The 23,132-nt window shown below is 72.1% G+C and carries 17 protein-coding genes and 2 pseudogenes; 12 read left to right on the top strand and 7 right to left on the bottom strand.

The genetic code is table 11. The features are described from left to right. Positions 1-27: 27 nt before the first annotated feature. A complete protein-coding gene (locus Bequi_RS02260; RefSeq protein ID WP_249736377.1) occupies positions 28-810 on the top strand; it encodes a patatin-like phospholipase family protein in 783 nt (260 codons plus the stop codon). 347 nt (positions 811-1,157) lie between these two features. After that, a complete protein-coding gene (locus Bequi_RS02255) occupies positions 1,158-1,961 on the top strand; it encodes an SPFH domain-containing protein (protein ID WP_249736376.1) in 804 nt (267 codons plus the stop codon). Between the two features lie 78 nt (positions 1,962-2,039). On the opposite strand, the gene Bequi_RS02250 is transcribed toward Bequi_RS02255, so the two are convergent. Both Bequi_RS02250 and hutG read right to left on the bottom strand, forming a co-directional pair. Next, positions 2,040-2,555, bottom strand: coding sequence for a ferritin (locus tag Bequi_RS02250; protein WP_249736375.1), 516 nt, complete (start codon positions 2,553-2,555; stop codon positions 2,040-2,042). 10 nt (positions 2,556-2,565) lie between these two features. Beyond that, a complete protein-coding gene (gene hutG / locus Bequi_RS02245; protein ID WP_249736374.1) occupies positions 2,566-3,603 on the bottom strand; it encodes a formimidoylglutamase in 1,038 nt (345 codons plus the stop codon). 254 nt (positions 3,604-3,857) lie between these two features. On the opposite strand from hutG, the gene hutU reads away from it, so the two are divergent. Continuing rightward, positions 3,858-5,612 (top strand): urocanate hydratase, encoded by a 1,755-nt coding sequence (hutU, locus tag Bequi_RS02240; RefSeq protein WP_249736373.1) that lies wholly within the window; start codon positions 3,858-3,860, stop codon positions 5,610-5,612. Between the two features lie 4 nt (positions 5,613-5,616). Continuing rightward, complete coding sequence (hutI, locus tag Bequi_RS02235) at positions 5,617-6,876, top strand: imidazolonepropionase (protein WP_249736372.1); 1,260 nt, start codon at positions 5,617-5,619, stop codon at positions 6,874-6,876. A gap of 10 nt (positions 6,877-6,886) precedes the next feature. Here hutI and Bequi_RS14330 read toward each other — a convergent pair whose 3' ends face one another. Together Bequi_RS14330 and Bequi_RS02230 are read right to left on the bottom strand one after the other, a co-directional pair. Then, positions 6,887-7,354, bottom strand: coding sequence for a hypothetical protein (locus tag Bequi_RS14330; RefSeq protein ID WP_347271966.1), 468 nt, complete (start codon positions 7,352-7,354; stop codon positions 6,887-6,889). Next, positions 7,337-8,284 (bottom strand): annotated as a pseudogene (locus tag Bequi_RS02230) (dihydrolipoyl dehydrogenase family protein); the annotation flags it as partial. The pseudogene Bequi_RS02230 and the gene Bequi_RS14330, both read right to left, overlap by 18 nt. A gap of 135 nt (positions 8,285-8,419) precedes the next feature. Between Bequi_RS02230 and Bequi_RS02225 the strand changes: the two are divergent. The 8 genes from Bequi_RS02225 (at position 8,420) to Bequi_RS02190 (ending at position 18,005) form a co-directional block, all read left to right on the top strand. Beyond that, positions 8,420-9,049, top strand: coding sequence for a hypothetical protein (locus Bequi_RS02225; RefSeq protein ID WP_249736371.1), 630 nt, complete (start codon positions 8,420-8,422; stop codon positions 9,047-9,049). A 49-nt stretch (positions 9,050-9,098) separates the two neighbouring features. Next, complete coding sequence (hutH, locus tag Bequi_RS02220) at positions 9,099-10,634, top strand: histidine ammonia-lyase (RefSeq protein WP_249736370.1); 1,536 nt, start codon at positions 9,099-9,101, stop codon at positions 10,632-10,634. A 37-nt stretch (positions 10,635-10,671) separates the two neighbouring features. After that, positions 10,672-11,610: an SDR family NAD(P)-dependent oxidoreductase gene (locus Bequi_RS02215; RefSeq protein ID WP_249736369.1), complete on the top strand. Its 939-nt coding sequence runs from the start codon at positions 10,672-10,674 to the stop codon at positions 11,608-11,610. Beyond that, a complete protein-coding gene (locus tag Bequi_RS02210) occupies positions 11,607-12,173 on the top strand; it encodes a hypothetical protein (RefSeq protein ID WP_249736368.1) in 567 nt (188 codons plus the stop codon). Before Bequi_RS02215 ends, Bequi_RS02210 begins: the two co-directional genes overlap by 4 nt. A gap of 191 nt (positions 12,174-12,364) precedes the next feature. Next, positions 12,365-14,008, top strand: a complete 1,644-nt coding sequence (locus Bequi_RS02205; protein ID WP_249736367.1) for an ABC transporter substrate-binding protein — start codon at positions 12,365-12,367, stop codon at positions 14,006-14,008. 82 nt (positions 14,009-14,090) lie between these two features. Next, positions 14,091-15,161 carry an ABC transporter permease gene (locus Bequi_RS02200; RefSeq protein ID WP_249736755.1) on the top strand — a complete coding sequence of 357 codons (1,071 nt, stop codon included), beginning with the start codon at positions 14,091-14,093 and terminating at the stop codon, positions 15,159-15,161. A gap of 1 nt (position 15,162) precedes the next feature. After that, entirely contained in the window at positions 15,163-16,236 is a 1,074-nt protein-coding gene (locus tag Bequi_RS02195) for an ABC transporter permease (protein ID WP_249736366.1), read from the top strand. Next, complete coding sequence (locus tag Bequi_RS02190; RefSeq protein WP_249736365.1) at positions 16,233-18,005, top strand: ABC transporter ATP-binding protein; 1,773 nt, start codon at positions 16,233-16,235, stop codon at positions 18,003-18,005. Before Bequi_RS02195 ends, Bequi_RS02190 begins: the two co-directional genes overlap by 4 nt. Positions 18,006-18,280: 275 nt before the next feature. On the opposite strand, the pseudogene Bequi_RS02185 reads toward Bequi_RS02190, so the two are convergent. The 3 genes and pseudogenes from Bequi_RS02185 to Bequi_RS02175 all read right to left on the bottom strand — a co-directional run bounded on the left by Bequi_RS02185 (position 18,281) and on the right by Bequi_RS02175 (position 23,110). After that, positions 18,281-18,931: pseudogene (locus Bequi_RS02185) on the bottom strand (alpha/beta hydrolase). A gap of 670 nt (positions 18,932-19,601) precedes the next feature. Further along, on the bottom strand, positions 19,602-20,708 hold the full coding sequence (locus tag Bequi_RS02180; protein WP_249736364.1) for a PLP-dependent cysteine synthase family protein: 1,107 nt from the start codon (positions 20,706-20,708) through the stop codon (positions 19,602-19,604). Then, positions 20,705-23,110: an ATP-binding cassette domain-containing protein gene (locus tag Bequi_RS02175; protein WP_249736363.1), complete on the bottom strand. Its 2,406-nt coding sequence runs from the start codon at positions 23,108-23,110 to the stop codon at positions 20,705-20,707. Before Bequi_RS02175 ends, Bequi_RS02180 begins: the two co-directional genes overlap by 4 nt. Positions 23,111-23,132: the final 22 nt, after the last annotated feature.

Genomic DNA, 23,132 nt, shown 5'->3' with positions numbered 1-23,132 from the left:
GCCAGCCGCCCGTGCGACCCTCGCCCCATGAAGATCGAGCTGGTCCTCGGGGCGGGTTCCGCCCACGGCCTCGCCCACATCGGCGTCATCCGCGCGCTCGAGGAGCGCGGCCACGAGATCGTCGCCGTGCACGGCTGCTCGATGGGCGCGCTCATCGGCACCGCGTGGGCGGCGGGGAAGCTCGACGTGCTCGAGCAGATGGCCGACGCCGCGCGCCTGCGCGACCTCGCCCGCCTCGTGGACCTCTCGCTGACCAGCGCGGGCGTCCTCGCCGGCCAGAGGATCGGGCGCCTGCTCGAGGACCTCTTCGCGCAGACCCTGCTCGAGGAGCTCGCCGTTCCCACCCGCATCGTCGCCACCGACATGAACACCTGGGAACCGGTCGAGTTCACGTCCGGACCGAGCATCGAGGCCGTGCGCGCCTCCATCGGAGTGCCGGGCCTGTTCTCCCCGATCGTCGCGGGGGAGCGCGTGGTGGCCGATGGCACGCTCGTCCTGCCGCTGCCGATCCCCGACGTCCGCCGCCCGGAGGTCGACGAGGTCCTGGCGGTGAGCGTCCTCGGCCCGCCGGCGGACCCGCTGTGGGACGAGACCCAGCCGATCACCCGCCGTCACGCGCCGAAGTACGTGATGAGCGCGCTCACCCTCGCCCAGCACAGCATCGAGGTGCAGATCATCCGCCAGCACCCTGACGCGATCGTGCTGGAGATCCCGGTGCAGAGCACGTCGCTGTCCTACCACCGCTCGCGAGAGATCGCCGCGAGCGGCCGACTGGTCGCCCGCGAGTTCCTGCCGGCCGTCGGACTCTGACGGCGCGAGAGGCCGGACGACGCGAAGGCCCGCGGCGGAGAAAACTGCTGGCGCAGGTCAGCGCGGCCCCGCATACTGGGCCCCGAGCACGGGCGCGCAGCGGCGCCGAGGTCTTCCGGAGGTGTTCCGCGTCTTCCACGGCCCGCGCTCAGGTACAGCCCTTCGGGCCGGAGTTCAACTCTCCTCAGGTCGTCGCCCGGCGGATCAGCCGCGGTGCGGGCCCTGGACGCGGACCGATCGCGCCGCCCCGGCTCGCCGGGCCAGCGCGTGACACCCCGCGATCCCGCCCCGCCGCGCCCGCCCGGCGACGACCGCCCCCGAGCCCCTCTCCTGAACGGAGCAGACCGATGATCTTCCGCCGCCTCGCAGCGCACCGCCAACAAGGTGCCGACTGGTTCGCCGCCGCACCCGCCCCGACCGCGGATCCGGGGGACTGGCTGCCCTCGCCGCTGCGCTCGCCCGTCGTGCTGCCCGGGTACGCCGTGATCCGCTCGCGCGACGGCCAGCTCGCCGAGCTCGGCGGCCGCGAGCTCTCGCGGCCCTCGGACCGCTACCGCCAGGTCGACCTGCGTCGGCGCCAGCTCGTCATGTCCCCGCAGTCGATCGCCGCGGCCGAGGGGATCGACGTCCAGGTCACCGCCGTGATCGTGGTGCGCGTGGAGGCCCCGCTCGCATTCGTGAGCGCCGCCGCCGACCCCGATGCCGAGGTGTATCTCGCGGTCCAGGTGGCGCTGCGCGAGGCGGTCGCACGCACGGCCATGGAGCGCGTGCTGCTGCGCGAGCTCGACCTCGCCCCGGTGCGCACCGCAGCGGACTCGGCTGCCCGGCAGGTCGGCCTCGCGATCGAGGACGTCGTGCTGAAGGACGCATCGGCCTCGCGCCAGATCGCGAGCGCGCGCGAGGAGGAGATGCTGGTCGAGATCACCTCGCGCATCCAGATGGAGCGGGCGCGCGCCGAGGTCAAGGCGACGCGCGCCCGCCTCGCCTCCGCCCAGCTCCTCGAGCGCTCGCCGGTGCTCGCGCAGCTCCGCCTGCTCGAGGCGCTCCCGCCGGGCACGACGCTCCACCTGGACGGCATGGCCCTGCCGGCAGGAGCGCAGAGTCCCGCACGCGAGGAGAGCGCCGAAGGGTCCGACGCGGCCGACGGCTGAGCCCGGAGGGACGAGCGGCCCGGCTCCCTCGCAGGGAACCGGGCCGCTCGCTCGCGCGGCGTCAGCCGCGGGGGAGGATCACTCCTCGTCGTCGACCGCGGGGGTGCGGGCGCCGAGCTGCGAGTCCAGGCGCAGCACGCCGGAGCCGTCGTCGCCGACGCGCTCGAGGCGGCCGATGATCTCGGAGACCGTGGCCTCCTCCTCGATCTGCTCGTCGATGAACCAGTTGAGCAGGGGGCGGGAGTCGAGGTCGCCCTCGGCGTCGGCCGCGCGGTAGAGGTCGCGGATCGACTCGGAGACCTTCTGCTCGTGGGCGAGGGCGGCCTTGAAGATCTCCAGGACGCTCAGACCCTTCTTCACCTCGGGCGCCTCGATGGTGCCGATCGCGGCGTGGTTGTCGCGATCCGAGACGTGCTGGATGAACTTGTTGGCGTGCACCAGCTCCTCCTCGGCCTGAGCCTGGAGCCAGCTGGCGATGCCGGGGAGATCCTGCTCGTCGGCCTCGATGGCGAGCTGGCGGTAGGTGGCGAAAGCGGACAGCTCCAGGGTGATCTGCGCCTGGAACTTCTTCTCGAGATCAGTGCTCATCATCATGGCTCCGACCCTACTCGCGGGGACTGCGGCTGTCAGCCGCGGACAGCCTCGCCTCACCGACAGCGCAGGCACGGCCACCGGCGTCCACGGCCCCTCGCACCGCGGCGTCCATCAGCCGGGCGGCGGTGCGCGCGGTGCGGGAGTCGATGTCGAGGCCGGGGTTCAGCTCCACGACGTCGACCAGGGACAGCTTCCCGCTCGCGGCGGCCGCCTGGACCGCGGCCAGGACCAGCGGCAGTTCGACGCCGAGCGCCGCCGGGGCCGAGACGCCGGGCGCGACGGCGGCGGGCAGCAGATCCAGGTCGATCGTCAGGTAGAGGACGTCGAGGTCGCGGGCGAAATCGACGACGAACGCGCGAACGGACATCGCCCCTCCCTCGACGCAGTCCTCGTCCGTCATCCAGCGCACGCCGAGTTCCCGCGCGCGGTCGAACAGGGCCGCGGTGTTCGAGGGCTCGGCGATTCCGATCACCGCGTACTCGAGCGCCCGGCCTGCGGCGTCCTCCGCGCGGGCCATCTGCAGGAACGGCGTGCCGGAGGTGGGCCGGTCGGCGTCTCGCAGATCGAAGTGGGCATCGAGGTTCAGAACACCCCACCGCTTCCCCTGCAGCGATTCCGCGGCGGTCAGCCCCAGGTAGGAGGCCCACGCCGTCTCATGCCCTCCGCCGAGCACGACGGTCAGCAGGTTCCCGGGGGCGTCCAGCGCCGTCGCGATGAGGGCGCCGGCGTCGGCCTGCCCGCCGTCCAGGTCCTCGCCGGCCGTGCGCGCGTCGCCGTGGTCCCGCAGAGCGATGTCACCGCGACCGATGGCGGCGTGCGGAGCGAGAGGGGAGAGGGCGCGGCGCAGCGCGGCGGGGCCCTCTGCTGCGCCCACGCGACCGGCGTTGCGGCGCACGCCCTCATCGCTCGCGAAGCCCAGCAGCGCGATGTGCGGGGCATCCGGGTCATCGCGGTGCGCCGGGCGGACCAGCTGGTGCCAGCGCGCGTGCGCGGGGCCCTCGCCGTCGATGCGGCCGGACCAGTCGGGCAGCTCCTGGGGTGCGCTCATCGGGATCCTCTCTCTCACTGGCGCGCGTCGCACGGCGCCGCCCGACAGCTTGCCACGCGCAGGGCCGACGGGCGTCTCGGCGGCGCGGGATAGCGCATGTCCCCGCAGGTCACGACCCCTGGGTCCGGGCCGCTGGACACGATCGCGGCCGGATCCCGGACCCGGCGACGCTCTCCCTTCCGCCCGCCGCTCCGCCGTGGTCTCCTGGACGGACCTCAGCGCGCCCCGGGCGCCTCACAGACCAAGGAGCACCGATGCCCCTCGAAGGAGCACGACCCGTCCGCGCCGCGCGCGGCACCCAGATCAGCGCGAAGTCCTGGCAGACCGAGGCCCCGCTGCGGATGCTCATGAACAACCTCGACCCCGAGGTCGCCGAGCGCCCCGACGACCTCGTGGTCTACGGCGGGACCGGCCGCGCAGCCCGATCCTGGGAGGCCTTCGACGCCATCGTCGCCTCGCTGACGGACCTCGAGGAGGACGAGACGCTGCTCGTGCAGTCCGGAAAGCCCGTCGGGATCCTGCGCACGAACCCCTGGGCGCCGCGCGTGCTGCTGGCGAACTCCAACCTCGTCGGCGACTGGGCCACGTGGCCCGAGTTCCGCCGTCTCGAGGCCGAGGGGCTGATGATGTACGGCCAGATGACGGCCGGCTCCTGGATCTACATCGCCACTCAGGGCATCCTCCAGGGCACCTTCGAGACCTTCGCCGCGATCGCCCGCAAGCGCTTCGACGGCACGCTGCGCGGCACGATCACCCTCACCGGCGGCTGCGGCGGCATGGGCGGGGCCCAGCCGCTCGCCGTCACCCTGAACGGAGGGGTGTGCCTGATCGCCGACATCGACCGCACTCGCCTCGAGCGTCGCGTCGCCAAGCGCTACCTCACCGAGATCGCGGAGGACCTCGATGCCGCGCTTGCTCGCGCGAACGCCGCGAAGGAGGCGGGGGAGGCAGTCTCCATCGGCATCGTCGGCAATGCGGCCGAGGTCTTCCCGGCGCTGCTCGCGCGCCAGCAGGCCGGGGAGATCGCCATCGACGTCGTCACCGATCAGACGAGCGCCCATGACCCGCTCTCCTACCTCCCCCTCGAGGTCGAGGTGCCGCAGTGGGACCGCGAGGCGGAGGCCGATCCCGAGGGCTTCACGAAGAAGTCCCGCGAGTCCATGGCCCGTCAGGTGCAGGCGATGGTCGAGTTCCAGGACGCGGGCGCCGAGGTGTTCGACTACGGCAACTCGATCCGCGACGAGGCCCGCAAGGCCGGGTACGAGCGCGCTTTCGCCTTCCCCGGCTTCGTGCCCGCCTACATCCGCCCCCTGTTCTGCGAGGGCCTCGGGCCGTTCCGCTGGGTCGCGCTCTCGGGCGATCCGGAGGACATCGCCGTCACCGACGCGGCGCTCAAGGAGCTGTTCCCGGGCAACGAGCACCTGCACCGCTGGCTGGACGCGGCAGGCGAGTTCGTGGAGTTCGAGGGCCTGCCCGCGCGCATCTGCTGGCTCGGGTACGGGGACCGCGCGAAGGCCGGGGCGCTGTTCAACGACCTGGTGCGCGAGGGGAAGGTGAAGGCGCCGATCGTCATCGGCCGCGACCACCTGGATTCCGGGTCCGTCGCCTCCCCGTACCGGGAGACCGAGGGCATGCTCGACGGCTCCGACGCGATCGCCGACTGGCCGCTGCTGAACGCGCTCACCGCCGCCAGCTCCGGCGCCACCTGGGTCTCGATCCACCACGGCGGCGGCGTAGGCATCGGCCGCTCGATCCATGCGGGGCAGGTGGGTGTGGCCGACGGCACCGATCTCGCCGCGCAGAAGCTCGCACGACTGCTGACGAACGACCCGGCAATGGGCGTGATCCGGCATGTCGATGCCGGCTACGCGCGGGCCGACGAGGTCGCCCGCGAGCGCGGCGTGCGGGTGCCGATGGCGCCGCACGTGCGCGACGCGGAGGATCCGGAAGCGGCGCAGGCGGCGGCATCGGCCGCCGCGGGTGCGCGCGTCGCGCCCGTGGAGAGGTGAGCCGATGGCATCGACCCTGATCACGAACATCTCCGAGCTCTGGACGCTCGACCCTGCGCTCGAGGATCCCGACGAGCGCGGGGCGACCGGAGCCCAGGTGCTGCGCGATGCCGCGTTCGTGATCGACGGGGAACGGATCGCGTGGACCGGGCCCGCCGCCGAGGCGCCGGAGGCCGATGAGCGCGTGGATGCGGAAGGTCGCGCGGTGCTGCCCGGCTGGGTGGACTCCCACTCGCACCTGATCTTCGACGGGGACCGCTCCGCCGAGTTCGAGGCGCGGATGGCGGGCCAGGCATATGCCGCCGGCGGCATCCAGGTCACGACCGATGCGACCCGCTCGGCGTCGGATGAGCGACTGGCCGCGCTGGTCGCCCAGCGGGTGCAGGCTGCGCAGGCTCTCGGCACCACGTGCATGGAGACGAAGACCGGCTACGGGCTCACCGTCGAGGACGAGAAGCGCGCTGCAGTGCTCGCCGAGCGGCTGATCGAGGAGGGAGTACTCGATGAGGCGACCTTCCTGGGGGCGCACCTGGTGCCGGCCGAGTTCGCCGACGATGCCGAGGGGTATGTCGACCTCGTCGTCGGCCCGATGCTCGCAGCCGTCGCCCCGCACGTGCGCTGGGCCGACGTGTTCTGCGAGGAGGGCGCTTTCACCCCTGCGCAGTCCGAGCGGGTCCTGCGCGCGGCGCGAGAGTCCGGGCTCGGACTGCGGGTGCACGGCCACCAGATCGGGCGCAGCGGAGGCGTCGCGCTCGCCGTGCAGCTGGGGGCGGCGAGCGTGGATCACGTGAACTTCATGAGCCCGGATGACATCGAGGCTCTCGCCGGGACCGCTGGCATCGCCACTGCTCCCGGGGAGCAGGACGGTCTGCTCGCGGTGGATCGCGGGCCGACGGTCGCGACGGTTCTGCCTGCCTGCGACCTCTCGACCCGGGCGCCGCTGGCCCCGGCCCGCGCGCTGCTGGACGCCGGAGCGCACGTGGCGATCGCCTCGAACTGCAACCCCGGCACGAGCTTCACGAGCGCGATGCCGTTCTGCGTGGCGACGGCCGTCCTCCAGATGCGCCTCAGCATCGCGGAGGCAGTGCGGGCGGCGACTCGCGGCGGAGCGCTCGCGCTGCGCCGCAGCGACGTCGGCCACCTCGCCGTCGGGGCGCGGGCGGACCTGCAGATCCTCGAGGCGCCCGCCGCGATCCACCTGGCCTATCGGCCGGGTATGCCGCTGACGCATGCGGTCTGGCGGAAGGGACGGCGGGTGGCCTGACAGGCCGCCCTCAGCTCAGCTGGCCGAGCACCTCGTTCAGCGCCTCGGTCGAGGAGGGATGGGTCCAGATCCCATCCCGCAGCATGCTCGCGGTCGCGCCCATCCGCATCGCCAGCGCGATGAGGTTGATGACCTCCTGGCTGTCGACGTGGAACAGCCGAGCGCCGAGGATCAGGTCGGTCTCGGCGTCGACCACGATGGAGATGATCCCGCGGGGATCGCCGAGGGTCTTCGGGCGCGGCATGGCCTTGACGCCCGCGACCTTCGCGCTCACCGTGCGCACGGCGTGCCCGGCCTCCCGGGCTTCGCGCACGGTGAGCCCGACGCTCGAGAGCGGAGGGGTGAGGAAGATGGTGCTCGGCACCGCGACCCGGTCATCGAGGCGCCGGGAGCCGTCCCCGAGCAGAGCCGAGGCGACGATCCTGTGGTCGTCCAGCGAGAGGTAGGTCTGCTGGCCGTGCCCGTGGACATCGCCCATCGCGAAGACGCCCTCGGCGCTGGTGCGCCGCTGGCCGTCGACCACGATCGCTCCGCGCTCGTCGACCTCGATGCCGGCGGCCTCGAGCCCGAGATCATCGGTCGCGGGGCGGCGGCCCGTGGCGATGAGCACCGCGTCGACCTTGAGGTCCTCTCCGTCCGGGCCGGGGACGCCGCGCAGGGTGACGCCGTCCTCGCCGTCCTCGAGCGCAGTGGCCTCCGCACGGGTGAGGATGCGGATGCCCTCGCCCTCCATCACCTCGCGGACGTCGGCGGCGACGTCATCGTCCTCGGCCGGGAGGATCTGCTCGCCGCGAGCGATCACCGAGACCTCGCTGCCGAAGTCCCGGAACATCGCAGCGAACTCGAGGCCGATCGGCCCCGCGCCGATGACCGCGAGGCGGGCCGGGAAGGGCGAGACGTGCTGCAGGGAGGTGGAGGTGTGCACGCGCGGGCCGTCGATCCCGGGGATCCGGGGCATGACGGGCGTCGCCCCGGTGCCGACGATGATCGTCCGGGCGGTGATGCGCAGGTGCTCGGCGATGCCGGAGCCTCCGGCCTAGGGAGTGACCTCGACCTCGCGGGGGCCGATGAAGCGGGCCCGCCCGTCCACCACGGTCACGGTCTCGCGGTCCCCGAGCATGTGGAGGTTCACGTCGTTGAGCTTCCCGATGAGGGCATCGCGCGAGGCGACAGCGCGATCGAAGAAGGCCTGCGGGTCGTCGTCCTCCCGGCGCTCGGAGGCGGAGTGCACGAGCGCCTTCGTCGGCACGCAGCCGATGTTGATGCAGGTCCCGCCGTACATCAGCGCCGACTGCTCCACGATCGCGACGCTCTTGCCGGCGCCGGCCATGGTCGCGGCGAGGGTCTTCCCGCCCTTGCCCCAGCCGATCACCAGGAGGTCGACGTCGAGAGTGCGGGGTGCGGGCATGGCGGATCCTTCGTGCAGGAGATGGGGGCGCTCGAAGTCTACGACCGCCGCTGCAGAGCTTCCCGTGGGGAATCCGGCCCTCGTCCGGGGCCCCCACGGATGCGGCACGCGCTCCGTCGCGCCTAGCCTGACGGCATGACCATTCCCCCCGCGGCGCGTCGCATCGCGATCGCATGCGCCGCGCTCGCCGTGCTCTCGCTGCTCACGAACCTCTCCACCCGCCAGGAGATGGAGGGGAACTGGGAGGTGTATTCGGCGATCCGCAAGACCTTCAGCCTGTTCTTCAACAGCGGGACGGCATGGGCAGCGATCGGCGTGTACGCCGGGTGGGAGTGCAGGCGGCCGCTGGTCGCCGCCGCGTCCGGTGTGATCGCGTGCCTGGCCTCACTGCTGCTGCACTACGGGCTCGGACTGCTCATCGGCTTCTTCGGACCGGATGCGCTGGCGGGCAATGCCTCGTGGTTCACCGCCGCGCTGATCCTCGGCGGCCCGCTCGGGATCTTCGGCTGGTGCGCGGCGCGCAGCGGGTGGCTTGGTCTGCTCGGGCGCCTGGTGGTCCCGGCAGGCGCGCTGGTCGAGCCGTGGCTGCTGGGGATGTTCCACCCGCTCGCGATCTTCCCGTGGCCGAACCGGTTCGCGAGCATCGCCTGCGGTGCACTGCTGACGGCCGCCGGAATCGCCGGGGCGGCGTGGGTGCTGCGCAGGGGGCTGCGCGGACGTCGTGGGCCGACAGGACCTCCCGCTTCCGGTATCCGCGACGCATGACCCTGGCCCCGTGCGCCCCTGCGGTGCGCCGCATGCGAGCCTGGTCCGCATGATCACCCTCGGCACCTCCGGCCTCACCCCCGCTGACGTCCTCGCCGTCGCCCGCCATGATGCGCGCGTCGAGATCGCCCCCGAGGCGCTGGAGGAGGTGGCGCGCGTACGCGCGCACATCGACGCGCTCTCGGCACCCGATCACAAGCCCGTCTACGGGGTCTCCACCGGATTCGGGGCGCTCGCCGACACCGCGATCCCGCCGGCCATGCGCACCCCTCTGCAGTCCTCCCTCATCCGCTCCCACGCCGCCGGGTCAGGCCCCGAGGTCGAGCGCGAGGTGGTGCGCGCGCTCATGCTGCTGCGCGCCCGCACGCTCGCCTCCGGCCGCACCGGAGTGCGCCCCGTGGTGCTCGAGACGATGGTCGCCCTGCTGAACGCCGGCATCACCCCGATCGTCCACGAGTACGGCTCCCTCGGCTGCTCGGGCGATCTCGCCCCGCTCGCGCACTGCGCGATCGTGCTGCTGGGCGAAGGGCGTGCACGCGGGGCCGACGGGCAGGAGCGCCCGGTTCCCGAGCTGCTCGAAGAGGCCGGGATCGCGCCGATCGCGCTCGCCGAGAAGGAGGGCCTCGCCCTCATCAACGGCACTGACGGCATGCTCGGCCAGCTCCTCATGGCCATCGCGGACCTCGACGAGCTCGTGCGCATCGCCGACCTCACCTGCTCCCTCACCGTGCAGGGACTGCGCGGCCGCGACAGCGTCTTCGCCCCGGAGCTCCACGAGCCCCTGCGCCCCCATCCCGGCCAGGCCGCGAGCGCCGCGAACATCTTCGCGCTCCTGCAGGACTCCGGGATCGTCGCCGACGTCGCCGCGGAGGGCTCCCGCGTGCAGGACGCGTACTCGCTGCGCTGCGCACCCCAGGTCGCCGGCGGCGTGCGCGACACGATCGAGCACGCCCGCACCGTCGCCGCCCGCGAGCTCGCCGCCTCGATCGACAACCCCGTCGTCCTCCCCGACGGCACCGTCACCTCGAACGGCAACTTCCACGGCGCGCCCGTCGCCTACGTGCTGGACTTCCTCGCGATCGTCGCCGCCGACCTCGCCTCGATCTCCGAGCGCCGCAGCGACCGCATGCTCGACAAGTCCCGCTCCCACGGCCTGCCGCCGTTCCTCGCGGACGACCCCGGTGTCGACTCCGGCTTCATGATCGCCCAGTACACGCAGGCGGCGCTGGTCGCCGAGATGAAGCGCCTCGCGGTGCCGGCCTCGGCCGACTCGATCCCGTCCTCCGCCATGCAGGAGGACCACGTCTCGCTCGGCTGGCATGCGGCCCGCAAGCTCCGCACCAGCGTCGACGCGCTGCGCCGCGTGCTCGCGATCGAGTTCCTCACCGCCGCCCGCGCGATCGATCTGCGCGCGCCGCTGCTGCCCTCTCCGGCCGCGCAGGCCGCAATCGCGGTGCTGCGCCGGACCGTCGAAGGCCCCGGCCCGGACCGCTTCCTCGCTCCCGACATCGAGGATGCCGTGCAGCGGCTGCTCGACGTGTCGGTGCTCGATGCGGTGCAGGAGGTGGCGGGGGAGCTGCGCTGAGAGGCGCGCTCTCAGAGCCGCGCTCTACCCTCGCCCCATGAGCGCCATGGGCTGGGAGCACCTGCACGCACCGGAGCTGACCGGTCGCACCGTCGTCATGACGGGCGCGAGCGACGGCCTCGGCCGCGAGGCGGCCCTGCAGCTCGCGCGCTGGGGAGCGGACCTCGTGCTCCCGGTGCGCTCGCGGGCGAAGGGCGAGCGGGTCCGCGCGCGGATCGAGCGCGAGACCGGGCGCGCGGGCGCAGTGCGCCTGGTGGACATGGACCTCTCCGACCTCTCCGCTGTGCGCGCAGGCGCCGAGACGATCCGCGGGATCCTCGGGCGAGGCGGCATCGACCTGCTGATCCACGTCGCCGGGGCCGTCAGCCGCTCGCGCACCGAGTCGGCCGACGGCTTCGAGCTGATGACCGCGGTCAACGCCCTCGCCCCGTTCCTGCTCACCGAGCTGATTCGGGACATGGTGCGCGATCGGATCGTCGTCGTCGCTTCCGACGCCCATCGCTGGGGCCGCATCGATCTCCCGGATCCGCACTACCGGCAGAGACGATGGACGATGCCCGCCGCCTACGGCCGCTCGAAGCTGCTCACGATGCTCTGGGGCCTGGACCTGGCAGAGCAGCTGCGCCCCGCGGTCGAGGGCGGCGAGGGCCCGGACCTGCAGCTCGTCCACCCCGGCTGGGTGCTCACGAACCTGCAGAACGCGAGTGGCAGCGAGCGCGCCGACCGCGCGATCACCGCGCTCAGCCGCCCCCTCGCGATGACCGCCGAGGAGGGGGCGCAGTCCGTGCTGTTCGCGGCCGCGCAGCCCCTCCCGCACGGCTCGTACATCGGGCCCGACGGGGTGAAGGCGCTGCGGGGGCGACCGACGCTCCTGCGGCGCTCCGACGCCGCGCTCGACGCCCGCGCGGCCCGCGAGGCGACCGCGTGGATGCGGCGCGAGGTCGGGCTCGACCGCATGGGCGGGGGCATGGGATGAGCGCTCCCCGAGGCTCCTGGCGAGAGATGGTGCAGTGGTGCGACCACCTCGTGCTGCAGCGCACGGGCGAGAGCGCCGAGACGTGGGCGGAGCGCGCCCGTGACGCGGGAGTCCTCGACGAGGCGGCGCTGAAGGAGTGGATGCGGGAGCGCGGCATCGAGGGATATGCCGCGAGCGCCGTCCACTGGCGGGTCGTCGGCTACCCCGCATCGTTCCTCCAGGACGCCGACGAGCTCCTCGAGGCGCAGTACGCGGATCGCCCGCACCTGCGTCCGATCGCCGACGCCCTGCTCGCCTGGGCGGAGGAGCGCGGCGCGCAGGTGCAGCTGCGCAAGACGTTCGCCTCCCTGATGGGCCGACGGAAGTTCGCGCAGGTCGGCGCGAGCACGAAGTCCGCCGTCGACGTGCACCTGCGGGTCGCGCGCCGGCTCGGCGGCGTCGTCGAGGTAGTGCGCGCGCAGGCCGATGACCCGTTCGATCAGCGCATCCGGCTGCGCAGCCTCGAGGACCTCACGGACGAGGTTTTCGCGGCGCTCGAGGCAGCCCGGTCCGAGAGCGCCTGAGGGAGGGCTCGCTCGTCGCGCGGACGGCGCGGGCGGGTCCGAGTGTGACGGGGGAGCGGGCTGGGAGCTCCCGGGGTGCTAGGTTCATCCCCTGTGATCCAGGGCTCACTGCCAGGGATCCCGTCGTCGTCGCAGCTCGCGACGCCGCCAGCGCCCCGCACACCCGCGGGCCATCACCCTGGAGTGCCACCATGTTCGACGCCGCTCTCAATCCCCGCCGCCGCTCGGTCCTGCTGGCCGTGGCCGGTGTGCCGTTCCTCCTCACCGCCTGCGCGAAGTCCTCCGGCGACGCCGGCGGCTCCGGGAGCGACGGCGGCGGCGACGGCTCGACCCTGTCCATCGGCACCACCGACAAGGTGACCGCGCTGGATCCCGCAGGCGCCTACGACAACGGCTCCTTCGCGGTCGCCTCGCAGGTCTACAGCTTCCTGCTCAGCACGGAGCTCGGCTCGAAGGACGGCATCCCCAAGCCCGACCTCGCCGAGAGCGCGGAGTTCACCTCGGACACTGAGTACACCGTGACGCTGAAGTCCGGGCTGAAGTTCGCGAACGGCAACCCCCTGACCTCGAAGGACGTCAAGCACTCCTTCGACCGCCAGCTCGCGATCGCCGATCCGAACGGCCCCTCGAGCCTGCTCGAGAACCTCGACTCCGTCGACGCGACCGATGACCTCACGGTCGTCTTCCACCTCAAGGGCAAGGACCAGACCTTCCCCTACATGCTCGGCGGCCCCGCAGGCCCGATCGTGGATGCGACCGTGTTCCCCGCCGACGCGCTCCTGGGCGATGACGAGATCGTGAAGGCGAACCCGTTCCTCGGCCCGTACACGCTGGCCTCCTACAAGCTCAACGAGCTGATCTCCTACGCCGCGAACCCGGACTACGACGGAATCTTCGGCGCTCCGAAGACGAAGAGCGTCTCGGTGAAGTACTACGCCGACTCCAACAACATGAAGCTCGACATCCAGCAGGGCAACATCGATGCCGCGTACCGCTCGCTCAGCGCGACGGACATCGTCTCGCTGCGCGAGGACTCGAAGGTCACCGTGCACGAGGGCGTGGGCGGCGAGATCCGCTACATCGTCTTCAACTTCGACACCATGCCCTTCGGTGCGAAGACCGCTGAGGCCGACGCCGCCAAGGCGCGCGCCGTGCGCCAGGCCGCCGCCGATCTCATCGACCGCGAGGCCATCTCCAAGGACGTCTACAAGGAGACCTACACGCCGCTGTGGGGCTACATCCCCGACGCCGTCCCCGGCTCCGGCACCCAGTTCAAGACCGAGTACGGCGACGGCCAGGGCAAGCCCGATGCGGCCCGCGCCGCGAAGCGCCTGTCGGACGCCGGCGTCACCACCCCGGTGAAGCTCAGCCTGCAGTACAACCCCGATCACTACGGGAAGTCCTCGGGCGACGAGTACGCGGCCGTCAAGGCGCAGCTGGAGAAGGACGGCCTGTTCGCCGTCGACCTCCAGTCCACCGAGTGGGTCCAGTACTCGAAGGACCGCACGAGCGACGTCTACCCCGCCTACCAGCTGGGCTGGTTCCCGGACTTCCCCGACGCCGACAACTACCTCGCGCCGTTCTTCACCACCGGGAACTTCCTCAAGAACCACTACGACAACCCGGAGATCGACACGCTCATCGGCCAGGAGCGCGCCGCCGACACCCAGGAGCAGCGCGAGGCGATCTTCGGGCAGATCCAGGACATCGTCTCCGCCGAGGTCTCCACCATCCCGCTCCTGCAGGGCACCCAGACCTTGGTCGGCGTGGCGGACCTCGAGGGCGTCACGCTGGACTCCTCCTTCAAGCTGCGCCTGACTCCGCTGCACAAGTGAGCCCTGCGCCGTGACTCCTGCCCCCAGCACGAGCACGCCCGAGACCGCCGGAGCGCCCGATCACGGGCGCTCCGGCGCAGGCGTGCCCACCCCCGCTCCTGCTGCAGCGGCCCCGAAGGCCCGCCGCGGCCTCGGCGGCCTCGGCCGCTACATCCTGGTGCGCTTCGCGCTCATCATCCCCACCGTCCTGATCCTCATGACCGTGGTCTTCTTCCTCATGCGCGTGACCGGCGACCCCATCACCGCCGCCCAGGGCGGGCGCCTCACCCCCGAGGAGCTCGCGGCCCGCCGCGCCGCCGCCGGCTACGACCGCCCCCTGATCGTGCAGTACCTCGAGTACCTCGGGAACGTGCTGCGCGGCGACTTCGGCACCACCTACACCGACCACACCCCGGTCGTCCGGATCCTCCTGACCTACGGCGCCGCGACCGCGGAGCTCGTCGTCTACGCCGTGATCGTGGCGCTCGCCCTCGGAATCCCGCTCGGCATGATCGCCGCGCGCCGCCGTGACCGCTGGCCCGATGCGGTCCTGCGCATCAGCGCGATCCTCGCCTACGCGACGCCCGTGTTCTTCGTCGGCCTGCTGCTGAAGCTGATCTTCTCCGTGGCTCTCGGCTGGCTCCCGGTCGCCGGGCGCATCTCGAACCGCGGCGAGCTCGCCATGGGGCAGATCCTGAACCCCTCGCCCTTCTACCTCCTGGACGCGATCCGCCTGGGCAGTCCCGAGCTGATCGCCGACGCTCTCAGCCACGCGATCCTCCCGGCGCTCGCCCTCGGCCTGCTCACCGGCGGGATCTTCCTGCGCCTGGTGCGCACGAACCTCATCGGCACCCTCGAGATGCCGTACGTCGACTCGGCGCGCTCGCGCGGAGTGCGGGAGGGCCGCCTCGCGACCCGGCACGCTCTGCGCCCGGCCCTGATCCCGATCATCACCGTGATGGGCATGCAGATCGCGATGATGCTCGGCGGTGCGGTGCTCACCGAGACCACCTTCGAATGGAAGGGGCTGGGCTACATGCTCGCCCAGTACATGCAGGCCCGCGACTACGTGGCCGTGCAGGGCATCGTGATGATGCTCGCCGTCATCGTGGCCGTCTCGAACTTCGTGGTCGACGTCATCGCCGCGCTCATCGACCCGAGGGTGAGGTACTGACATGACGATCTCCACCCCCCAGCCCCCCGTCGACGGCGTGGACCTCGAGGCCCAGGCGCTCGCCGCCGAGGGCACCGCTATCGCCGACCGCCGCGGGGAGCCCTGGTACCTGCGTCTGCCCGTCATCAGCCACCTGCGCCGCTCCGTCGGCCTGCAGCGCGGCATGCTCATCACCGGACTGGTGCTGGTCGCCGGGCTCCTGCTGACGGCCCTGCTCGCCCCGCTCCTCGCCCCGTACTCCTGGGCGGCGACGTCGGCCGACGGCAGCTCCTTCGGCACCCAGCAGCCCCCGGGCACGCCCGGGCACCTGCTCGGCACCACCGTCTCCGGATTCGACGTGCTCTCGCGCGTCATCTGGGGCACGCGCACCGCAGTCGCGGTGATGGTCTGCGCGGTGCTCGCCTCGATCGTGATCGGCGTGCTTCTGGGCCTGGTCTCCGGATACGCGGGCGGCTGGCTCGACCGCATCCTCGTGATGATCGCGGACGCGGTCTACGCGTTCCCGTCCCTGCTGCTCGCGATCGTGATGTCGATCGTGATCTCCCAGGGCCAGTCGAGCATGTGGGGCGGCATCCTGGCCGCCGCCATCTCGATCACCGTGGTGTTCGTGCCGCAGTACTTCCGCGTGATCCGCGCCGAGGTGGTGCGACTGAAGGCCGAGCCGTTCGTCGAGGCCGCGAAGGTCGTCGGCACCGGTCACATGCGCATCATGGGCACCCACCTGCTGCGCAACGCCACCCGCACCCTGCCGCTGATCTTCACCCTCAACGCCTCTGAGGCGATCCTGACGCTCGCCGCGCTCGGCTTCCTCGGGTTCGGCATCGAGCCGACGATGGCCGCCGAATGGGGCTACGACCTGAACCGCGCGATGGCCGACGCCACCAGCGGCATCTGGTGGACGGGCCTCTTCCCGGGCCTGGCGATCGTGCTCGCCGTGCTCGGCGTGACGCTCGTCGGCGAGTCCATCAACGACCTCAACGATCCCCGCCTGCGCACTCGTCGGCGCCGCCGCCGGACCACCGCCGCGAGCGGTCCGGGCACTGCGGAAGCCGCGACCAAGGAGACCCAGTCATGAGCCACGCCGCAGCAGGGGAGCCTCTCGCCGCTGACGGGCAGGACGCCGCCGACGGGCAGGGCGCCGCACCGCGCAGCGCCGCCCAGGCCGACTCCGCTCCGCGGCTGTCGATCCGCGACCTCGACGTCTCCTTCGCGACCGACGGCGGGGAGGTGCGCGCCGTGCGCGGCGTCAGCCTCGACGTCGCTCCCGGGCAGATCCTCGCCCTGGTCGGGGAATCGGGCTCCGGCAAGTCCGTGACGGCCCGCGCGATCCTCGGCCTGCTCCCGGAGACCGCCACGGCCTCCGGGGCGATCGAGGTCTCGGGGACGAACGTCGTGGGCCTCAGCGGCTCGCGCCTGCGCGCCCTGCGCGGGGAGGACGTCTCGATGGTGTTCCAGGAGCCGTCCGCGGCGCTGAATCCCGTCTACCCCATCTGGTGGCAGATGGGGGAGGGGCTGCGCGCCCACCAGCCGAAGATCTCGAAGAAGGAGATCCGGGAGCGGGCGATCGAATCGCTGCGCGCCGTCGGCATGCCGGACCCGGAGGAGCGGATCGACCGCTACCCTCACGAGTTCTCCGGCGGGCAGAAGCAGCGCATCATGATCGCGATGGCGCTCGCGATGGGCGCGGAGCTGATCGTGGCCGACGAGCCGACGACCGCACTCGACGTCACCGTGCAGGCCGAGATCCTCGATCTGCTGCGCGATGTGCGGGACCGCTTCGGCACCTCGATCATCATCATCACGCACAACATGGGCGTGGTCGCCGACCTCGCGGATGAGGTCGCCGTGATGTACCACGGGCAGATCATCGAGCGCCGGAGCGCGCGCGAGCTGTTCGAGAAGCCGCGCGAGGAGTACACCCGGCGCCTGCTGGGCTCCGTCCCCCACCTTGGACGCGACTCGGCCTGGAGCGCGCTGAGCGCGAGCGAGCAGGAGGCGGTCATGGCCGCCGAGCCCGTCGTCGAGTCGAAGGGCCTGGTCATCGAGTACCCGGGTCGCATCGGCCGAGCGCCGTTCCGCGCCGTCAAGGGCGTGGACTTCACGATCCGCCAGGGCGAGGTCTACGGACTGGTGGGGGGGTCCGGATCCGGGAAGACCACGATCGGCCGCGCCATCGCCGGGCTCGAGAAGGCCACCGGCGGCAGCCTGCGGGTGCTCGGCCACGAGATGAACGGGATCCGCGAGAGCGCCTTCCGGCCCGTGCGCAAGGACATCGGGTTCGTCTTCCAAGACCCCTCGACGTCCTTCAACCCGCACCTCACGATCGGCGAGTGCATCAGCGAGCCGCTCGTGGTCCATGAGCGGGGCATGAGCGCGACGCAGCGGCGGGACCGCGTGGGCCAGCTGCTCGAGTCGGTGGAGCTGCCCGCGGCGTACGCGCGCCGCTACCCGCACGAGCTCTCGGGTGGGCAGCGCCAGCGCGTGTCCCTGGCCCGCGCGCTCGTGCTGCGGCCGCGCCTGCTGATCGCCGACGAGCCCACCAGCGCCCTGGACGTCTCCGTGCAGGCGACGGTGCTGGCTCTGTTCCGCCAGCTCCAGGCCGACCTGGGCTTCGCAGCCCTGTTCATCAGCCACGACCTCGCGGTCGTGGACTCGCTCTCCCACCGCATCGGCGTGCTGCTGCACGGCGAGCTGGTGGAGAGCGGCACCGGGCCCGACGTGCTGCACCGCCCGCAGCATGCGTACACGCGCCGGCTCATCGCCTCGCTCCCGGTGCCCGACCCCGTGGAGCAGGCCGAGCGGCGCCGCGTCCTGCGCGCCCAGCGGGTGGGTGCGGGGGCCTGAGAACCCAGCCGGCTCCGACCTGGGCCCACCCCACCCGGTTCCGGCCCGTCTGCGCTGATTCGCGTCAGGAGAGACGAGAAGAACCCTTCTCGTCTCTCCTGACGCGTCTCGTGGTGGGGAGGGGGCGGCGCCGGCCAGGGCCGGGTGGATCAAGCATTGCGGGCCGGGCCAGGCGGATCAGGCAAGCCGGTTCAGGCCGGGCGCAGTCCCTCGCGCACGGCGGCGGCGATCTCCTCGGCGGCGGCTCGGCCCGTGCGGCCCACTCCGAGCACGTTCTAGAACGGATGGATGTGCCCTGTGTGGCAGCGCTCGGTGACGCGCACCCCGGCCTCGCGCAGGCGCTCGGCGTAGGCGCGGGCCTCGTCGCGCAGCGGGTCGAAGCCGGCATAGGCGATGTAGGCGGGGGCGAGACCCGTGAGGTCCTCGGCGAGGAGCGGGGAGACGCGGGGGTCGGTCTCGTCGGGGCCGTCGGCGGCGCCCGTCGGCCGCCCTTCCGCGTCCACGCGGCCGAGGTAGCGCTCGGTGTACCAGTCGAGCTGCGCGGCGGTGAGGAAGTAGCCGTCTGCGAACAGGCCGCGGGAGGCGCGGCGGCCCGCGAGGTCGAGCTAGGGGGAGAGGAGCCCCTGCAGGTCGGGCTGGGGGAGCCTGCGGTCGCGCGCCGCCTGGGCGACAGCGGCGGCGAGGTTGCCGCCCGCGGAGTCCCCGCACACGGCGACCCGGTCTGCGAGACCCAGCGCTGCGGCGTTCTCGCGCGCCCACTTGTACGCGGCGATCGTATCCTCGTACCCCTCGGGGAAGGGGTGCTCGGGGGCGAGGCGGTAGCCGACGCTCAGCACCCCGACGCCCGCCCGCGCGCACAGGAAGCGGCAGATCGGATCGTGCGAAGCGATCGAGCCCAGCACGAAACCCCCGCCGTGGTAGTTCACGAGCAGACCGCGGCTTCCGGTAGCGATGGGCTCACCGTCCGGGCCGGAGGTCGTCGGCAGGTAGAGGCGGGCCGGGATCGGACCGTTCGGGCCGGGGATCTCGAGCGACCGCACACTGCCGACGGGCAGGGGATCGCCCCCGAACTGCCAGGCCTCCACATCGATCTGGCGGCGGCCCCTGTCCAGAGAGAGCTTCTCGAAGGGGATCCCCCCGACCTTTCCGAGCACGCGAGTGCCAGCTGCACCTCGCGCTCGAGGACCTGCCCGTCCGCCGTGGTGCGGTTCCTCGTGACGGCCGCCATCACGCGATCCGGCAGGCGGCCGAGCACGGTCACGCCCGCGCGGACCAGGCGATCGAGTGCGCCGGGCTGCACGGGGCCGACGCTGCCGGTCATGGCAGGAGCAGCGGTGCTGCCCGCGGCGGCAGCTGCATCAGGAGCGGCAGGGAAGGGCGATGACGTCGTCGGCATGGGATGACAGTAGCCCCGGTGCGCTCGGATCTGGCGGTGAATCGATCAGGCCCGTCCGGCCCGCGAGCTGCGTGCCAGGAGACGAGCCGGCCCCTTCTCGTCACCTGGGACGCGATTCGCCGACGTCGACCGTGGGCGAGGCAGAACCGAGGTGCCTTGGACCGGCGTACCGGCGCAGCGGCGACGTCGTGGTCCCGCTTTCACCCGATCCCGATCGGCAGCTCCCGCTCGAGCTCCTCCAGCCACGGAGCGAGGTCCCAGCCCTGCGCCGCGACCCAGTCGTCGTCGAAGTAGGTCGCCGCGTAGCGGTCGCCCGAGTCGCACAGCAGCGTCACCACGGAGCCGGTCTCGCCGCGCTCGCGCATCCCTGCGATGAGGCGCGCGCAGGCGACGAGATTCGTACCGGTGGAGGCGCCGACGCGCTTGCCGAGCCTGCCCGAGAGGAACCGGGCCGCGGCGATGGAGGCCGCATCGGGCACTGGGATCATGCGGTCCACGACCTCCGGCACGAAGCTCGCCTCGACGCGCGGCCGGCCGATGCCCTCGATGCGGGAGCCGCAGTCCGAGCTCGCGGCGGCGTCCTCATCACGCCAGCCGGGGAAGAACGCGGAGCCCTCGACGTCGGCGACGCACAGTCCTGTGGGCAGGCGGTGGTAGCGCACGTAGCGGCCGAGCGTCGCGCTCGTGCCGCCGGTCCCCGCGCCGACCACGAGCCAGCGCGGCACCGGGTGGGGCTCCTCGGCGAGCTGGTCGAAGATCGAGACGGCGATCGAGTTGTGCCCGCGCCAGTCGGTCGCGCGCTCGGCGAAGGTGAACTGGTCCATGAACAGGCCGTCGCACTCTGCGGCCAGGCGCCGGGACTCGGCGTCCATCTGGTCGGCGCGCTCGACGAGATGGCAGCGGCCGCCCTGCGCCTCGATCAGCGCGATCTTCTGGGCGCTCGTCGACGCGGGCACGACCGCGATGAACGGCAGGTCCAGCATCCGCGCCACATGGGCTTCGGAGACGGCCGTGGAGCCGGAGGAAGCCTCGATGACCGTCATCCCCGGGCGCAGCCAGCCGTTGACCAGCGCGTACATGAATAGGGATCGCGCCAGGCGATGCTTCAGCGAGCCCGTGACGTGCGTGGACTCGTCCTTGAGATACAGGTCGATGCCCCACTCGCGCGGCAGCTCGAGGTGCAGCAGATGGGTGTCGGCGCTGCGCCGCGCGTCGGCCTCCAGGCGCCGCACGCGCTCAGCGACCCAGTCGCGCAGGTCCGGGTCGGAGCGGTCGACGTCCTCGAGCGATCCCAGCAGGCCGGTCATGAGGCGTCCTTCCCGACGTAGGCGGCCAGGGCCTTCCCGGTGAGGGTCGAGGCATCCGCGACGAGCTGGGCGGGAGTGCCCTCGAAGACCACGCGCCCGCCCTCCTGGCCGGCGCCCGGCCCCATGTCGATGATCCAATCCGCGTGCGCCATCACCGCCTGGTGGTGCTCGATCACGATCACGCTCTTCCCGCCGTCCACCAGGCGATCCAGGAGCTGGAGGAGCTGCTCGACATCGGCCATGTGCAGCCCCGAGGTGGGCTCGTCGAGCACGTAGATCCCGCCCTTCTCGCCCATATGCGTGGCGAGCTTCAGGCGCTGGCGCTCGCCGCCGGAGAGGGTCGTGAGGGACTGGCCGATCGTGAGGTAGCCGAGGCCGACGTCCTCCAGGTGGCCGAGGATCTTCGCCGCAGCGGGGACCTTCGCCTCCGGCACGTCCTTCCCCGTGAAGAAGGCGTGCGCCTCCGTCACGCTCATCTCCAGCACGTCGGCGATGCTCTTCCCTCCGAGGGTCAGCTCGAGCACCGAGGGCTGGAAGCGGCGGCCCTCGCACTCCTCGCACACCGACTCGACGGTCTCGAGGAAGCCGAGCTCGGTGAAGGTGACGCCGGCGCCCTTGCAGGAGGGGCACGCGCCTTCGGAGTTCGCCGAGAACAGGGCGGGCTTCTGGCCCGTGGCCTTCGCGAACGCCTTGCGGATCGGCTCGAGGAGCCCGGTGTACGTGGCGGGGTTCGAGCGGCGCGAGCCCTTGATGGCCTGCTGGTCCACCACGATCGCTCCTGCATCGCGCGGCATCGAGCCGTGGATCAGGGAGCTCTTGCCCGAACCGGCGACGCCCGTCAGCACCGTGAGCACGCCGAGAGGCACGTCCACGTCGACGTCCTGGAGGTTGTGGGTGCTCGCCCCGCGGATCTCGAGCGCCCCGCTCGGCTCGCGCACCTGATCCTTCACCGCCGCGCGCGCCGAGAGGTGCTCACCGGTCAGGGTGCCGGAGGCGCGCAGGCCCTCGACATCTCCTTCGTAGACGATCCGCCCGCCGTCCCGGCCGGCGCGCGGGCCCATGTCGATCACATGATCGGCGATGAGGATCGTCTCCGGCTTGTGCTCGACCACGAGCACCGTGTTGCCCTTGTCCCGCAGCTCGAGCAGCAGCTCGTTCATGCGCGAGATGTCGTGGGGATGCAGGCCGACGGTCGGCTCGTCGAACACGTACGTGACGTCGGTCAGCGCCGAGCCGATGTGCTGGACGAGCTTGGTGCGCTGGGCCTCGCCGCCCGAGAGCGTCCCCGAGGGGCGGTCCAGCGCGAGATACCCGAGCCCGATGCCGACGAACGCGTCCAGCAGAGCGAGCAGGCTCGTGCGCAGCGGCGCGATCCCCTCAGGGCTCAGCGAGGCGACCCAGTCGCGCAGCTCGACGACCGGCAGCGCGGTGACGTCGGCGATGGACTTCCCCTCGATGAGGGAGGTGCGGGCGTGCTCCGCGAGACGGGTTCCCTCGCACTCGGGGCAGACGATGAAGGTGACCGCGCGCTCCACGAACGCGCGCAGATGCGGCTGCAGGGTCTCGGGGTCCTTGGACAGGATCGACTTGCGGATCTTCGGGATCAGGCCCTCGTAGGTGAGGTTGATGCCCTCGACCTTCACCTTCGTCGGCTCCTTGTAGAGGAGGTCGTGCATCTGGCGCTTCGTGAAGTCGCGGATGGGCTTGTCCGGGGGCAGGAAGCCGCTCTCGCGGAAGATGCGCACGTACCACCCGTCGCCCGTGTAGCCGGGGATGGTGAACGGGTCCTCCGAGAGCGTCTTGGCGTCGTCGAACAGCTCCGTGAGGTCGAGGTCCGAGACCCGCCCCTTCCCTTCGCAGCGCGGGCACATCCCGCCGACCCGCGAATAGGTGGTCTTCTCGGCGATGGTCTTCGCGCCCTTCTGGACGGTCATCGCGCCCGAGGCGCTGACCGAGGGGACGTTGAAGGAGTAGGCGCCGGGGCCGCCGACGTGCGGCTGCGCGACCTTCGAGAACAGGGTGCGCAGGTACGCGGCGGCATCGGTGATGGTGCCGACGGTCGAGCGCGGACCGCCGCCGAGGCGCTCCTGATCCACGACGATCGCCGGGGTCAGCCCCTCGAGCACGTCGACATCGGGGCGCGCCGTCCCCGGCATGAACCCCTGCACGAACGCGCTGTAGGTCTCGTTGATCATGCGGCGCGACTCCGCGGCGATCGTGTCGAACACGAGCGAGCTCTTCCCCGATCCGGACACCCCGGTGAACACCGTGAGGCGGCGCTTGGGGATCTCGGTGCTGACGCCCTGCAGATTGTTCTCCCGCGCGCCGTCGACGCGGATGAGGTCATGCCGGTCGGCAGGGTGGCCCGCGGCAGGGGAGGGGGGTGCTGTCTTCTCGCTCACCGCGTCACTGTACGACGACCCT

Origin of the sequence: Brachybacterium equifaecis (assembly GCF_023509525.1) — a bacterium.
Lineage (GTDB): Bacteria > Actinomycetota > Actinomycetes > Actinomycetales > Dermabacteraceae > Brachybacterium > Brachybacterium equifaecis.
The sequence above is the reverse complement of the archived record's forward strand: the minus strand, read 5'-3'. Positions and strand labels throughout refer to the sequence as shown.

Excerpts from the sequence above, each read along its gene's own strand:
- Bequi_RS02260 (WP_249736377.1), top strand. The coding sequence starts at position 28 with ATGAAGATCGAGCTGGTCCTCGGGGCGGGTTCCGCCCACGGCCTCGCC.
- Bequi_RS02255 (WP_249736376.1), top strand. The coding sequence starts at position 1,158 with ATGATCTTCCGCCGCCTCGCAGCGCACCGCCAACAAGGTGCCGACTGG.
- Bequi_RS02250 (WP_249736375.1), bottom strand. The coding sequence starts at position 2,555 with ATGATGATGAGCACTGATCTCGAGAAGAAGTTCCAGGCGCAGATCACC.
- hutG (WP_249736374.1), bottom strand. The coding sequence starts at position 3,603 with ATGAGCGCACCCCAGGAGCTGCCCGACTGGTCCGGCCGCATCGACGGC.
- hutU (WP_249736373.1), top strand. The coding sequence starts at position 3,858 with ATGCCCCTCGAAGGAGCACGACCCGTCCGCGCCGCGCGCGGCACCCAG.
- hutI (WP_249736372.1), top strand. The coding sequence starts at position 5,617 with ATGGCATCGACCCTGATCACGAACATCTCCGAGCTCTGGACGCTCGAC.
- Bequi_RS14330 (WP_347271966.1), bottom strand. The coding sequence starts at position 7,354 with ATGGGCGATGTCCACGGGCACGGCCAGCAGACCTACCTCTCGCTGGAC.
- Bequi_RS02225 (WP_249736371.1), top strand. The coding sequence starts at position 8,420 with ATGACCATTCCCCCCGCGGCGCGTCGCATCGCGATCGCATGCGCCGCG.
- hutH (WP_249736370.1), top strand. The coding sequence starts at position 9,099 with ATGATCACCCTCGGCACCTCCGGCCTCACCCCCGCTGACGTCCTCGCC.
- Bequi_RS02215 (WP_249736369.1), top strand. The coding sequence starts at position 10,672 with ATGAGCGCCATGGGCTGGGAGCACCTGCACGCACCGGAGCTGACCGGT.
- Bequi_RS02210 (WP_249736368.1), top strand. The coding sequence starts at position 11,607 with ATGAGCGCTCCCCGAGGCTCCTGGCGAGAGATGGTGCAGTGGTGCGAC.
- Bequi_RS02205 (WP_249736367.1), top strand. The coding sequence starts at position 12,365 with ATGTTCGACGCCGCTCTCAATCCCCGCCGCCGCTCGGTCCTGCTGGCC.
- Bequi_RS02195 (WP_249736366.1), top strand. The coding sequence starts at position 15,163 with ATGACGATCTCCACCCCCCAGCCCCCCGTCGACGGCGTGGACCTCGAG.
- Bequi_RS02190 (WP_249736365.1), top strand. The coding sequence starts at position 16,233 with ATGAGCCACGCCGCAGCAGGGGAGCCTCTCGCCGCTGACGGGCAGGAC.
- Bequi_RS02180 (WP_249736364.1), bottom strand. The coding sequence starts at position 20,708 with ATGACCGGCCTGCTGGGATCGCTCGAGGACGTCGACCGCTCCGACCCG.